This window comes from Phaeobacter sp. CC-HEC084 (genome assembly GCF_059429255.1).
In genome coordinates this window covers 870,713-883,358 of record NZ_JCAIJQ010000002.1, presented here as the reverse complement: position 1 = coordinate 883,358, position 12,646 = coordinate 870,713, and the positions used below count along the sequence as shown (strand labels likewise).

Below are 12,646 nucleotides of genomic sequence, written 5' to 3'. Positions count from 1 at the left end.
AATTTGCATCTCAGATCAAGGTTTAGGCACCATCAAGCATCCTCAAAAGCTTTCCGCCTGCCTACGCCTCCATCTCACACAGGCTCGCCCTGGACCGGGAACGCATGACAACTCTGGCGCCAGCCCCATATCGCACACTATCCGCACCAAGCAAATCCAGATGACTGGAGCTGTACAGCCTAAAGAACTGCCGACCGCTCTCAGCCCGAAGCGGTCATGAGCAATTCAGGAGCCAACGGAAAGCTGCCGTTCGTCATGGGGCCAAAGCGCAAAACTAGCGTATGCAACAGTATTCTCTATGTATATTCAGAAAGGAACTGACCGCATGACGCGTGTCATACAAATATGAACGCATCCTCACTGAGGAAATCAGCAGACGTTGCATCATTATTGCGGAGGACGTCAGAAGACCGAACCGGTTGACGCACGTAAATCGTACCTTCCAGACCATTGGTGCCAACTATATGGGCTTCCAGATAGTCGCCATCGCCACGCAGGACGTCAAACGTGATATTGTCGATGCTCACACCATCGCCCCAAATATCTTCGCGTACGACGATATAATCCTCTTCACCGTACTGCCGGAAATCATTTAGCGCGATCGAGTAGTTGTTGAATCCGGACTCGGACGATGGATGCCAAACGAAAAAGTCATCTCCTGTGCCCCCGTAGAACTCCAGGACTCTCGTAGGCTGCATGTCAATGATGTCATCACCACTACCGGCTCGAACCTGGGGATTGAATAGATAATAGTCCGGCCCCTCATCATTTCGAATAAGATCGGACTCATTGGTGCCGGATATCAAATCGTAGCTAGTTCTTCCGTAAAGGCCTAAACTGACTGTCTCTCTAGTCGGCGTCCACTCAAGCGGCGTTAAGGTGCTGGCGAGGTATTCATAGACTGTTTCTGGCGTCCTGATCGCTACTCCCTCCAGCTCGATCCGATCAGCATCTTCGCTGCTTCCGAACAGGATTGATCGATCACCTACGGCATCCCCGTCAAGGTCAATATCGAAGCCTAAACCATCCTGACGGGTACGCACGGACGACACACCACCGCCCACGAACGCTTCGTCAACGAAGTATGAGACAATGTCCAAGGCAGACAGATTAAGAGTATCACCCTCTTCCATGGTCCCCCTGATACGTAGATCTTTGGTGCCTTCTGGTGCCCCCACAATTATCGTGTCCATGCCGCTGCCAGCCTTGACCACATCCCCGTCAAAGCCAGCCGTGATCGTATCGTTGCCACCGCCCCCAATCAGCTTGTCGCGGCCTGCTCCGCCATAAAGAGCATCATGGCCGCCGCCACCTTTTAGGATATCCCTGCCATCCCCACCGAACAACGTATCGGAACCGCGGCCGCCGATGAGCTTGTCGCCACGTGCTCCGCCATACAAAATGTCGCTGCCGCTATTGCCTTTGAGCTGGTCCTTGCCCGCGCCGCCGTTCAGAATGTCGTACCCGCCGCCGCCTTTTAGGGTGTCGTTACCTCGACTACCAACGAGTTGGTCGTCGCCCCCCCTTCCTAGTAGCAGATCCTCGCCCTTGCGTCCGTCAATGAAGTTCTCGCTTGAGGTACCAGAAATCCTTTCATCAGACCGATTGCCAAGCTCGAGCGTTTCATAGCTGCCGAGGATTACGCGCCAGTCTGCGGGGCCTTCTAGATCGGCATCCACTTCAAGCCAGGCCGCACCCGTATAGTCGGGCCTCCAGATCGCATAATCGGGCGCCCGCACCGTTTCTGTCGCAACCGCATTGTGAAAGCCCGCAAACATGGAGAAGGGGCGCCCCTCTTCGTAGTCGAAGCTTGCAATATAGTAGCGGCCTTCTTCGACACCGCCGACGATTTTCATCCAGTCGCGATCACCAAAAGGTTCGGCTGCGCTGATCTCGTAGAACGAGTTTAGCGTCCCGGACTGCCATTCTCCAATTGAAATTGTACTTGGGCTCAAACGGTTGTTTCCGTGATCGTCGTCAAGCGGTACGATTTCGATTTCAAATCCGCCCACGGAGTAGCCACCAGTATGATAAGGGCCAACTTCCCGTTCAGGGTCGAATAGACTTTCGATTGAGACACGTACTCCGACCTCTTCGCCTGGCTGCAGCAGAGGATCTCCAAAGCTATCTCCGATACGTACGGAGGTGATCGTCTGCTCGACATCACCCGTCGACATGCGATCGATACCCGACTCGAGACTCCAGGAACTTGCACCATCTTCTTCGCTGACAGTCACCCGGAACATGTCTGGAATTTCGCCAGACTGCGCACCGGCGGTGCCGCGTACGACTACGTCATAATGAAAACCCGCTCGGAGTGAAAAAAGATAGTCGTCGACGTCGGGCACCCCGTCGAGATCTTCGAGCTCTCCAACGGTGAGCGCCGCGTCCTCTGACCCGACTGTTGCGGCGTCAGCCCCAGTGCCCACTGTGTCAATCTGCGGCTGCGTCCCAGCTACATCCCCCTCGACGACGCGGATGAAAAAACTACGGTCAGTCGCGCGCAAATCAGAAAAGTCTTCACCGCTTGAATACTCTTGTACCCAGCCATCAAAGCGCACTGCCATCCGGACAAGCCCGCCCTCAACAAGGGTAGTTACGAGCCTGTCGCCCGGATCCCAATTGCGTACAGAATAACCGTTTTCCAGAGTAACCATCGTACCGGAAGGAGCTGTGAAGCCAAACTCGGAATCGTATCCGGGCCATGTCGGTGACGGCAGCCAGAGCGATCCGTCTATGGCGTCATTCGCAGCGATCACTTGAACCGTATAGGTCGTGAGTGGGTCTGCGTAAAATTCGAAGTAGTCGTACTCTGGGTTACCGAAGGTTGCCGCAGCATCAAGCTCAGCCTGGCTCAACGTAAATTCGTATGGGCTGCCAACTTCAAGGCGAATTGCCCCCCCCGCGGTATCGGCAACGGAATCGTAAATCGTAGGCATGAAACCCTCAGAACTGGCAAAGACAACATCATAGATATATCAAATTCACCTCAATGCACTGCAAAAAAGATGATATGAGTTCAGTATTATTGCGTCGAAGCGTATAATTGCGGGCGGTTTCCCGACCATTTAGGCTCTATCACTAGGTCGTCCGCCAGTGTCCCCGGCGCGGCATTTTCAAAGAGACTGCTTCTCACCCTGAGAACGCGTACACGCGAAGGGCGCGAGACCAAGGCGCCAGCCAGATCTCACAGCAAACCAGGAACGCAGAAAGATAGCATCGAAAGACATGTGCTTTAGGCCAACTGTGGACAGCTTCAACGCGATGCACGGATGTAAGCTATGCGCCGATCACTACGCTTCGCAAAGTCCGAAACCTGCGCATTGCAGGCCTAGCCCCCGGGATCCGCGCATCTTTAAGGTCGTTGGATTACTCCCTGCCGAAACGCGGCATTCGCCCTGGTACGCAAGTAGAACACAGCGACGTGCATGAATGGCGGTGAGCCGTTTGTTCGGAGCGTTGTTCACGAACGGAAGCGCTGCGCAGATAGCGACATTTGCAAAGTCGGCGGATCCGGCGACATGGCGAGCAATCCATGCCGCAGACGCACAAGGAAGAGCTGCCCTTCGCCGCAGGTGCAGCCGCTGACCACCTTCGAACGGCGGGAATGCGGACGAAGCCGCCGTCCGTGTCAGCTGGTCTGCCCACGCATGACAGCATTCCGCAGCCAGACTACTGAACCCGCGAGAACCGATCCGGCTGCCGCGGCCTTTCCAAATTCCCGCCAGTTCAGAAGCCCGAAACCGATTACGAATTCTGCAGCACAAAGCCCTACGACCATCGCCGTAAGCAAGTTCAGATTCCGTTCAAAAGAAAGATCAGGCGGGATGATCAAGGCGCAAACAAGGCTGGCGAGCAAGACGGTGAAAATAGCCAGATATTCTATCCTCCTGAAAATTCTAGCATGTTCGTCATTACCGAGGGTTGCGAAGGCAGCGCCCTTGTCCCGAACGTTTGAGGACAGCGCAAGGCTTAACCATTCGTTGGAGATCTGATGGGCCTCTGTTCTGAGAGGAAGACTGCCATAGAACAAGAGCAAGGAAGCCAGCAGAGGGATTGCAAAGACAAGAAGGTATCGAACCACCAGTTTCATCCCAACGCCTCACCTCCTCGGCTTTGACCGGCGACAATGCTTCGCCAACACGCAGTCGTCAATATGGGCTCGAAGCCGACATGCCGCGTCGCGCCGGCAGGGTGGCAGCGATTCCGCACCTAGTTACCGCCGCCAGATGACACCAGCCAGCCCAATCACGACATTCATGCAAGAGGCAGCGAGGGCTCTGCTGTGAGCGCGCAACACTTCCCGCAAGCGGACCTTCAAGTCTGCTCACTTGCCCCAGGTGACGTTGCGCCTCGCTCAAACGGCAGCGACGCGCAAAAAGTTTACTTTGCAGAATCTAGAAGACGGTCTGAAGACGTTGTTAGTCGGGTACTTCCAGTGCTGCTAAGCGGCCAGTCGCGCCGGACTTTCGCTGTAAACCCAGGATCGTGGGGTGTTGGGCAAAACAGGTCTGCAGAGCATAGCTGTATATGACCGACAATTAGTGATCACGATCATGGACGCCACTTCATTCCACAGGTATCATTGCGAAAACGTTGCGGGAACAGTAAATGGCTTTCAAGTCCAAAAGAAGAGAGTTGCAGGCGGTCAACGGAGCGGTAGGGCTTGTTCTGGGGCTTGGTGGCTACATTGGTCAGCTCTACTCAATGGCTCTAGCTACGTTCCTGATGTTTGCAGTTTGGATCTTAGGCGCCACCCTGATCAACTTGTTCACAGAGCCAAAAAACAAAAAATGATCTTTTTTTGACGCGGTTGGACGTGCCCGCTTGGGGTTGCAACTGACTCAAGTACGCATTTCAGCCTTGGCCGACATTTCCTAAATGAAGTGTCTAATGGGGGCAATTATAGCACCAAATCCGAAGGGCGGCCCCGAGGCAAGATGTCCACGGGGCCGCTCTCAGACGCAGTTAGGCCTTACTGGCGACAAGCGTAAACATCTGGCGCGTCTCACTGACGGGTTTTCCATTCAGTACATCCAACGGTTCACCCACATGAAAACCTGCGACCCTTAATTCGGCACTCAACTGCTCGGGGTGCATATACTGCATCCAATTGTTTACCCATCTTGAGCACTTTTCTTCGACAATCAAAAAACGGTCCAGGGAAGTCGTGCTTTCAGGATATAGAAAGGTGGACTTTATAAGTACGTGGGGCAGAGGCGACCAAAACCCTGCCTCGCGATTGTTTTCAATTGCCACTCCTTCGCTCAGGCCATCAAACAAGGATGCATCGAAGGCATCAAGAATGAATGAGCCGCCACGGGAAAGTGTTTCATGAATTCGGCTAAACAAGATCGCTCGAGCTTCAGGGGACATCGCGCAAGCATCACCGTAAATCAGTGTATAAACGTCAGCATTTGGAAGATCGCTCGTATGGTAGTTACCAGTGATGAACGTTGCCCTCGGTATGCTTTGAGACAGGGCGTATTCAATCGAGTTCTTGGATACGTCCATTCCTGTGACCTTTGCTCCGGCCGACGAGAAACGTGTCGAATAAAGACCTGGACCACATCCAAGGTCCACCAAGTGTTTATCTTTAAGGTTGATTGCCTCCGATATCCAACCCACCATTGAGTCTATCTCAGCAATCGGACGTGACGCCAAGCCATTTGTCTCATCCAGATGCAAAGCGAGCATCATCTTTGCAATATGAGGGTCAGTCCAGAGCGCTGCCGTGTCGAACGTCTCAAAGAGAGCGGGCTTATGCACGAGTTTTGAGAGTGTATTGTACATGATATGCTTCTTTCATACCGCGGCAAGAAGTCGTTACTTCTTGAGCCGCACCAAGAGATCCAGCTGGATTTCTCCAGCAGGTAAGTTCAAAGGGGATATGAAACATCATGTGCGTCGTGGTGCGGCCTATACCACACCAGCCTAAACCGCAAGGCGTACATGACGACGAAAACAGGAAGTGGGCCTCATTCGATCAGCGTACCGGTGGCAGAATATGAGCGGATAGTGCCACTATTCATAAATGCAACAACTCCGGTCTAGACAAGCGCCCTCAAGGATAAACGACGCTAAAACAGTGATTGGCGGTCTGTACCGTTTTCTTCGCACGCGCGAGCACCATAATTCTGCGTTCTGGGTTTTACAAAGCGCTGATCGGATCGCTGTGTCGCACTAGGTACCTGCGTACCTGCGGAGATTTGAAGGTCCGCTTGGGGCTGGCTGGCGCCATCTGGCGGCGGCAACCATGCGCCCTATCGCTAAAACCCTCATGCCGCGCCGCCCCATGACTGCTTCGAGCCCATATTAGAAGTTGACTCTGCGTTATCTTGGTACATATATACAAATATGAGTAAGAAGATTGAACGTGTACAGACCGGGGTTCGCATCGAAAAGCGGTTGCTGAAGGTCCTTAAAGGAACGGCAGAGCATCTGGACATGTCTGTCGGTGACCTGATCGAGGGCATCGCTCTTCACAGCTTTGAGAACAAGCCGCCCTTCTCAGAGGAAACCCAAAAGAAGATTGGGCAGCTCAAGGCTGTTTACGACTTAGACTTGAGTGCTGATGACAGCCACAAATTCAAAGAGGACGAGGCGTGACCCAAAAAGTTGAACCTTCCGCGATTACTAGGGTCAGGATGCATTGATTTTCCTGTAGAGGTCTGATTCACGGCTCCCAAAACGGAGCGGTGATATGAGCGATCTTTACTGGCTGAGCGATGCGCAGATGGCGAAGTTGGAGCCTTTCTTTCCCAAATCCCACGGCAAGCCGCGTGTTGACGATAGGCGCGTGTTGAGTGGCATTATATTCATCAATCGCAATGGGTTACGGTGGCGGGATGCCCCAGCGGCCTATGGACCTCACAAGACCCTTTACAGCCGTTGGAAGCGGTGGAGCGAGAAAGGCATCTTTGCTCGGATGCTCCTGGAACTGGCTGATCAGGGCAGCAAGACCGACACGCTGATGATCGACGCAACCCATCTCAAGACGCACCGCACGGCCTCCAGCCTAGGGCTGAAAAAGGGGGGCGTGGCCGCCTGATCGGACGCACGAAGGGCGGGATGAACTCGAAACTGCATGCCGTCACCGACGCGGCAGGCCGCCCGCTGCGGATGTTTCTGACGGCGGGCCAGCGGAGCGATTACATCGGCGCGCGGGCGCTTCTGGATGCTCTGCCGCCCGCCAAACATCTGCTGGCAGATCGTGGCTATGATGCCGATTGGTATCGTGAAGCCCTTGAAGACAAAGGGATAACTCCCTGCATCCCATCGCGAAAGAACCGCAAGGTCCCGATCCCCCACGATGAGGCCCGCTACCGCAAACGCCACAAGATCGAGAACAGCTTCGCGCGGCTCAAGGATTGGCGAAGGGTCGCGACCCGCTACGACAGATGCCCGAAGGTCTTCCTGTCCGCATGTGCCTTGGCCGCTGTGGTCATGTTCTGGTTATGAATCCTGACCCTAAGGCATTTGAGACGCATAGTATTGATAATTCTGAGTTTCATCACGCAGAGCACGTTCGCGTCGCCTTTGATCTACTGCGGAAATATGACTTCATCGATGCAGCTGCGATTTACGCCAAGGGAATTCACACCATTGCAACGAAAGCCGGGGCGCCGCAGAAATTCAATCTGACGATAACGTACGCTTTCATGAGCTTGATCGCGGAAAGGCTCGCACTATCGCCCACGTTGGAATTCGAGGCATTCGTTTCCGCCAACCCGGACCTTCTGTCAAAGAGAGTGCTAGAAAAATGGTATGGAGATGAGCGCCTCCATACAGAACTGGCCCGCACAGTGTTCTTGCTTCCAGAGGTCGCGTAGAAGATTTTGACAATGTCCGCTTTGTCCGTGCCGTCCCTATTCCGTGACAAAACTCGTCTGCATCTGCAGCGAAGGTCAGCTCTTTCCAATGGCCATGCAGCATAGGACTGCCGACGCGTCGGCAGATCCCTCGACTTTGCAAAGTCCGCTTCCTGCGCTTCGCTGTCACTCGTGCTTGATGCAGCATCAACCGTGCCTGTCATCGCCAACTGAATGGCAGCTTTCGGGAAGCTTTTCGCACTTGCAGCAGAGAAATTGCTGCGCCTTGCATGAATGTCGTGGTTGGGCTGGAAGCGGTTACTCCCGGTCCTAGGAGCGAATATCGGCTTTGGAATCGACCGCGTCCGCCCACACCGCGTTGTAGCCACTACTTTGCAAAGACGGGCAACAGCGCAAACCAGCCAATATCGAAGGCCCCGTCCCACTAGGGACGAGGCCACCACATCACCGCCTCAAAGCAACCCAACCCGCGGCTCAAAGTTCGAGATGATCAACTCGGCCGCATCTGTCGCCCCACCTGCCGAGACGGTGTATTTCAGCGCCACCTCTTCAAACCGGAAGGCCGCGAAGATCTCGCGGACCTCTGGCCGATCGTTGATCGACAGGATGAACTTGCCGCGGATCCCGGAGAGCTGGTCAGCCATCGCCTGGAAGTGATCTCACTCGAACATGCCCTTGCCATAGTCGCTCCCCCCCCCCAGTAAGGCGGATCGAGATAGAACTAGGCCTGCGCCCCGTCATAGCAGGCGATCAGATCGGACCAGTCCGGGATCTCAAAGGCACCGCTTCCAGCCGTTCGTGGACACGCACACAAAGAGCATTCCAGCAGGGTGTGGTCATCCCCAATCGGTACAGTGCCCGCCAATCTCTAATGGGGCTGGGTGTGTTTATCAAAACTAAACGCCACCAGAATCAGATCAAGGAAAATCCACAACCGAATCAACGTGGAAGGTTCGCGACAGTTTCGCGGATCTGAACGCAGGTTCCTCCGAAAGTTTCTCAAACTTCCAGCTATGTTCAGGAAACATTTCTGGAAACGGAGTGTCGATCTGGGACGGAATTCCAAACTTACCTATTTACGTCATGTATTGTGCGTATCTTCCCTCTTAAAGCCTTGAAAAGGTTTACGGAAAAATTTCGAACGGCACATGCTTGCGTTCCGAATTCAAACCACGCGATAGCGCCCATCAGGCGTTTTATCACATAATTACAGGGACTTAAATCCACCACCAACACACGTGCATGCGCGCACCCCCTTGGCGCAGCCTTCCCGCGACAGTACAAATAGACCTGAGGCTTAAAACAAATGCGGAAGGGGCTTTGGCAAGCTGCATCATTTGGATAGCCGTCCCATGAATGCAGCTTGCCCCGCAACATTCACAAATTAAGGAAATGAATGAAACAGCTACACAGCAACAAAACAGAAACCGAGAACGAATTCAACGCTGCAATTTTCGCACAATGGAAGGCAATAAGTTTTGGCATCGTGGGTAGCGAGGGATTGATTAAGGATATTTCCCTCAGCCTTTTGTACCCCTTCGTTTTCTTTTTTCTCCCTATGACTATTGCTCTCATATGGCTTGGGATCTGGCTATAGCCGAACGGTGTGCTTAGCTAACATCCATAGAAGGCCCCACCCCATGGTGGGGCCACTTTCTTCAACGCCCTACCTTTCCCCAATTTCCTTCAGCTTGCCCATCACCAGGCGGTGCAATACCGCCTCACTGGGCCGCAGCCGCGCGATGGCATCGGGCACCGACTCGCGGGCATAGGTGACGGCCTGCTCGACCAGCACATCCTTCCCGGCGCCCGGGCCGTCCTCGATGGCGGCACGAGCGCCGCTCATCAACGCGCTGTGCAGGGCCTCGCGGTGGCGGGCCTCGATCTCAAGGCCGAAGCGTTGCTTGGCCACTTGTGCGGCGCCGCCAATCAGCACGGTCAGGAGCAAGCTCAGGCCACTGATCAGCGCGGGCTGAAGCTGTTGTAGAATGTCAGTCCAGTTCATTGGGGTGTCCTCTGTTTTGGAGTGAGAAAGAAACGTCCGACGGATCAGGCCGCCAGCCAGGGCAGGAACCGCGCAAGGAGCGCGCGGATCCCGGTAGTGCCAGCAGAGCCGCATGCAGCGCCGCATGGGATTTCGGGCCGGGAATGCCATCCACCTTGAGACCGGCAGCGCGCTGGAAGGCCCGCAGATCCGTCGCGCCGTATCCCAGCAGGACCAGCTGCGTCCGCAGGGTCCAGCGCTTGCGTTCAGAGAGATGATTGTAGCCGCCATTGATACGCCGCGTGACCGCCCGGATATCACCCCGATCTGCCAGCGGGTTCAGGCCGCGCTCGGACCAGTACCAGAGCGGCCCCAGCCCCTCCCAGGGATCGAGGTTCACCGCATCGGGATCCGCTTCAAAATCCGGTGCGGTGGGATCGAGGCGGCGCACCCAGGCGGTAAAGGCGCGGTAATTGGCGCGCCCGGTGATCTGCATTCCGGTGCGGCCCCGGAACCTGTAGCCATCGCCATCCCGTTCCGGCGTGTTGCCGATATCTGTGCGGGTGTCATAGCGCGCCTGCGCCGGGGTCGGGCCCCAGATTTCACGGTCATAGCGGAAGGCGCCGCATTCCAGCAGCACCTGCCCCAGCAGGTAGGCCAGCCGGTGCGGTTGGTTCAGCCCCAGATCGTATCCGTGCCGGTTCAGGGCCAGCAGGAAGGACTGCGCATTGCGCGCCTGGTTACTGCCCGGCGCGATCGGGCCGGTGATCTTCTGCAGGGTTTCAAAGGTGAGAATGTCAGGCATGGAAAGCCTCCAATGCAAAAGCCCCGCGCAAGGGCATCCTTGGCGGGGCGGTTTCAGGGTTCGGGGGATCAGGTCAGGGTTTGGCGCGAGTCAGCCATTTGGCCAGCAGCACCTCGGCGCCGCGCGGGCCGATGTAGGCGGCCAGCGCGACAATGCCGGTGCTGACCGTGGCACTGGCGCCAAGGTAACTGGCGATCGCCTCCCCGATGATGGCCATGCCGAAGGCCACCGGGATTTCCCAGAGAAGCTCCGGGCCGAAGAAGCGGCGCTGTCCTTTGCGCACCTCGCCGGAGTGCCACATCAGGCGCCCCAAGGAAGCGCCCACCAGCGTTGTTGCCGCGCCGCCGATCAGATTGGACAGCCAGTCCACCAGGCCGGTTTCATCCATCAGAAGTCCCCCGCCAGCTCGGCAGCGCCTGCAGGAACGACAGGCCAGTTCGCATCATCGGCAAGATCCGCGCCGGACGTGGCCAAAGCAGGCCATGCTGCGCGCATCTGCATGATCCAGTCCAGACCTGCCACATAGGCCGTGCGTTGCTCAGGTGTGAGCTGGTCCGCAGCAGCGGCTGCGGCCAGATTGATCTGCGCGGTCTCATTGACGACAGCAAGGATCCGGCGGCGGCACTCGGCCTTTCCCTCTCCCATGGACAGCGCCAGATCCTGTTCGGTCAACTCGGCAGCTGTGATTATCTTGAGGGTGAAGGTCATGGCTCAGGACTCCTGAGGTTCTGGCTGCGGTGCAGGCTTGCGGATGATGGGATCGGGCACCGTCCCTTCGGTAACGGTCAGGACAGGCGCGGAGGCGGGCTGGTGAGCCTCGGCGGTGGACGTGTCATAGGTCCAACGCAGGGACAGATGCAGCTCGCCTCCGATGCGCTCAATGCGGCCTGTGAAGGGATGCTCGCCATCCGGTTCGGCATAGCCGTCTTCGGGCACGGCGGAGAGGTCATAGGCAACGCCATCCACGGTGATTACTTCGCCGCTGACGCTGGCAGTTGTTTCGGGCTGGCCGGGCAGACCGGCGATGCAGGTGCAGGTAATTTGCACGTGAATACTCCTTTAGAACCAGCGGCCAATGGCGAAGAGCCGTGTGCTAATTGTGGTTGATGAAGCTGTGGCCTGAAATTGCCGAAACACCGCGCTGGTGGATGACGATACGTGAGCTTGCGCCCATCGTACGCTACTATCCGGCTGCGCTGAGACACTGATGCTGGATCCTCCCAGAAAGGCGGCAGGGAATGTCCAATTGCCCGAGACTGAAGACCGATACAAGGAGCCGGACGCGCTGGTCGCGTCAAGGTCGTCGGCATCATCATGCCAACAAATTTGCGTCCCATCAGCAAAGCGCACGTACTCGCCATTGGCGTTACTGCCGCGCTCGATGGTTGCGCCGGTCGGAATTCCCCCTGCCTGCGAGACTGTTCCGAGGATATTCCCTGTGGTGTATATCGGAGCCCAATCAGTCGGTACGCCACTACTAAAATGCCGATACAGCAGATCACCGACACCGCGCTGCCAAAGCTGGAACGCACCTGGGCTGCCTGCCCCCGTGGCCCGAGCAACATGCAGTAAAGAGCCATTTACAGATGTTTCGTTACCTGTTCCCGATGTGCTCGCGTCGGTAGTGTAGAAGCCGGAAGGAATGCCGTCTGATATGTCGTTATTTGGCGCGAGGTTCTGGGTGTTGTGCCCCAGACCGAAAGCACCGACCGTTAGCAGCTTCCCCGCCGCAGCATCGGTCGCACTCGACTGCACCGCATCTCCGCCAAGGCTATCCGCCAGCAGCGAGGTGAACGCCGCAGCCGCTGGGGTATCCAGCCCCACGGTAGTGGCGTTCAGCGCACCGCCGATGATGGTGCTGCCCGTCTTCAAAAAATCGATCAGCGCGATCAGCTCCGTCCGGTGGGTGGTGGCAAAGTGCTGGAACAGCGCAGACATCTTGGTGTCAAAATCCGCCTCCGCCGCCGATCGCTGCGGGATCGGCGGGAAGTCGGAGAACTCCGGATAGCTCATGGCTCTCGTGTC

General features: G+C 56.2%; 14 protein-coding genes. 4 read left to right on the top strand and 10 right to left on the bottom strand.

Features of this window, described 5'->3' with window-relative positions; genetic code table 11:
• Positions 1-335: 335 nt before the first annotated feature.
• Both AC5SSZ_RS04675 and AC5SSZ_RS04670 read right to left on the bottom strand, forming a co-directional pair.
• Positions 336-2,939 (bottom strand): calcium-binding protein, encoded by a 2,604-nt coding sequence (locus tag AC5SSZ_RS04675; protein WP_495437271.1) that lies wholly within the window; start codon positions 2,937-2,939, stop codon positions 336-338.
• Between the two features lie 692 nt (positions 2,940-3,631).
• Entirely contained in the window at positions 3,632-4,093 is a 462-nt protein-coding gene (locus tag AC5SSZ_RS04670) for a hypothetical protein (protein WP_495437266.1), read from the bottom strand.
• A gap of 518 nt (positions 4,094-4,611) precedes the next feature.
• Between AC5SSZ_RS04670 and AC5SSZ_RS04665 the strand changes: the two genes are divergently transcribed.
• Entirely contained in the window at positions 4,612-4,797 is a 186-nt protein-coding gene (locus tag AC5SSZ_RS04665) for a hypothetical protein (protein WP_495437263.1), read from the top strand.
• A gap of 171 nt (positions 4,798-4,968) precedes the next feature.
• Here the strand turns inward: AC5SSZ_RS04665 and AC5SSZ_RS04660 are convergent, their stop codons facing one another.
• Positions 4,969-5,793: a class I SAM-dependent methyltransferase gene (locus AC5SSZ_RS04660; protein ID WP_495437261.1), complete on the bottom strand. Its 825-nt coding sequence runs from the start codon at positions 5,791-5,793 to the stop codon at positions 4,969-4,971.
• Between the two features lie 564 nt (positions 5,794-6,357).
• On the opposite strand from AC5SSZ_RS04660, the gene AC5SSZ_RS04655 reads away from it, so the two are divergent.
• From AC5SSZ_RS04655 to AC5SSZ_RS04645, 3 genes are all read left to right on the top strand, one after another.
• Positions 6,358-6,609, top strand: coding sequence for a hypothetical protein (locus AC5SSZ_RS04655; RefSeq protein WP_495437259.1), 252 nt, complete (start codon positions 6,358-6,360; stop codon positions 6,607-6,609).
• Positions 6,610-6,703: 94 nt separating this feature from the next.
• Positions 6,704-7,461, top strand: a protein-coding gene (locus AC5SSZ_RS04650; protein ID WP_495436877.1) for an IS5 family transposase whose coding sequence is annotated in 2 segments (ribosomal slippage) — positions 6,704-7,022 and positions 7,022-7,461 — 759 coding nt in all. Because the reading frame shifts where the segments join, the coding sequence is not laid out codon by codon here.
• Complete coding sequence (locus tag AC5SSZ_RS04645; RefSeq protein ID WP_495437257.1) at positions 7,458-7,832, top strand: hypothetical protein; 375 nt, start codon at positions 7,458-7,460, stop codon at positions 7,830-7,832. The genes AC5SSZ_RS04650 and AC5SSZ_RS04645 overlap by 4 nt, the downstream gene beginning before the upstream one ends.
• Before the next feature lie 452 nt (positions 7,833-8,284).
• On the opposite strand, the gene AC5SSZ_RS04640 is transcribed toward AC5SSZ_RS04645, so the two are convergent.
• From AC5SSZ_RS04640 to AC5SSZ_RS04610, 7 genes are all read right to left on the bottom strand, one after another.
• The gene (locus tag AC5SSZ_RS04640; RefSeq protein WP_495437255.1) at positions 8,285-8,476 is read right to left on the bottom strand and encodes a hypothetical protein; all 192 of its coding nucleotides are present in this window, start codon (positions 8,474-8,476) and stop codon (positions 8,285-8,287) included.
• Positions 8,477-9,498: 1,022 nt separating this feature from the next.
• Entirely contained in the window at positions 9,499-9,837 is a 339-nt protein-coding gene (locus tag AC5SSZ_RS04635; RefSeq protein ID WP_495437251.1) for a hypothetical protein, read from the bottom strand.
• The gene (locus AC5SSZ_RS04630; RefSeq protein ID WP_495437249.1) at positions 9,824-10,621 is read right to left on the bottom strand and encodes a glycoside hydrolase family 19 protein; all 798 of its coding nucleotides are present in this window, start codon (positions 10,619-10,621) and stop codon (positions 9,824-9,826) included. Before AC5SSZ_RS04630 ends, AC5SSZ_RS04635 begins: the two co-directional genes overlap by 14 nt.
• Before the next feature lie 73 nt (positions 10,622-10,694).
• Positions 10,695-11,009 (bottom strand): phage holin family protein, encoded by a 315-nt coding sequence (locus AC5SSZ_RS04625; protein ID WP_065270983.1) that lies wholly within the window; start codon positions 11,007-11,009, stop codon positions 10,695-10,697.
• Positions 11,009-11,329 (bottom strand): hypothetical protein, encoded by a 321-nt coding sequence (locus AC5SSZ_RS04620; protein WP_495437244.1) that lies wholly within the window; start codon positions 11,327-11,329, stop codon positions 11,009-11,011. Before AC5SSZ_RS04620 ends, AC5SSZ_RS04625 begins: the two co-directional genes overlap by 1 nt.
• A gap of 3 nt (positions 11,330-11,332) precedes the next feature.
• A complete protein-coding gene (locus AC5SSZ_RS04615) occupies positions 11,333-11,668 on the bottom strand; it encodes a hypothetical protein (protein ID WP_495437242.1) in 336 nt (111 codons plus the stop codon).
• A 12-nt stretch (positions 11,669-11,680) separates the two neighbouring features.
• A complete protein-coding gene (locus tag AC5SSZ_RS04610) occupies positions 11,681-12,634 on the bottom strand; it encodes a hypothetical protein (protein WP_495437240.1) in 954 nt (317 codons plus the stop codon).
• Positions 12,635-12,646: the final 12 nt, after the last annotated feature.

Coding starts and splice junctions, on each gene's coding strand:
- AC5SSZ_RS04675 (WP_495437271.1), bottom strand. CDS start 2,939: ATGCCTACGATTTACGATTCCGTTGCCGATACCGCGGGGGGGGCAATT.
- AC5SSZ_RS04670 (WP_495437266.1), bottom strand. CDS start 4,093: ATGAAACTGGTGGTTCGATACCTTCTTGTCTTTGCAATCCCTCTGCTG.
- AC5SSZ_RS04665 (WP_495437263.1), top strand. CDS start 4,612: ATGGCTTTCAAGTCCAAAAGAAGAGAGTTGCAGGCGGTCAACGGAGCG.
- AC5SSZ_RS04660 (WP_495437261.1), bottom strand. CDS start 5,793: ATGTACAATACACTCTCAAAACTCGTGCATAAGCCCGCTCTCTTTGAG.
- AC5SSZ_RS04655 (WP_495437259.1), top strand. CDS start 6,358: ATGAGTAAGAAGATTGAACGTGTACAGACCGGGGTTCGCATCGAAAAG.
- AC5SSZ_RS04645 (WP_495437257.1), top strand. CDS start 7,458: ATGAATCCTGACCCTAAGGCATTTGAGACGCATAGTATTGATAATTCT.
- AC5SSZ_RS04640 (WP_495437255.1), bottom strand. CDS start 8,476: ATGGCTGACCAGCTCTCCGGGATCCGCGGCAAGTTCATCCTGTCGATC.
- AC5SSZ_RS04635 (WP_495437251.1), bottom strand. CDS start 9,837: ATGAACTGGACTGACATTCTACAACAGCTTCAGCCCGCGCTGATCAGT.
- AC5SSZ_RS04630 (WP_495437249.1), bottom strand. CDS start 10,621: ATGCCTGACATTCTCACCTTTGAAACCCTGCAGAAGATCACCGGCCCG.
- AC5SSZ_RS04625 (WP_065270983.1), bottom strand. CDS start 11,009: ATGGATGAAACCGGCCTGGTGGACTGGCTGTCCAATCTGATCGGCGGC.
- AC5SSZ_RS04620 (WP_495437244.1), bottom strand. CDS start 11,329: ATGACCTTCACCCTCAAGATAATCACAGCTGCCGAGTTGACCGAACAG.
- AC5SSZ_RS04610 (WP_495437240.1), bottom strand. CDS start 12,634: ATGAGCTATCCGGAGTTCTCCGACTTCCCGCCGATCCCGCAGCGATCG.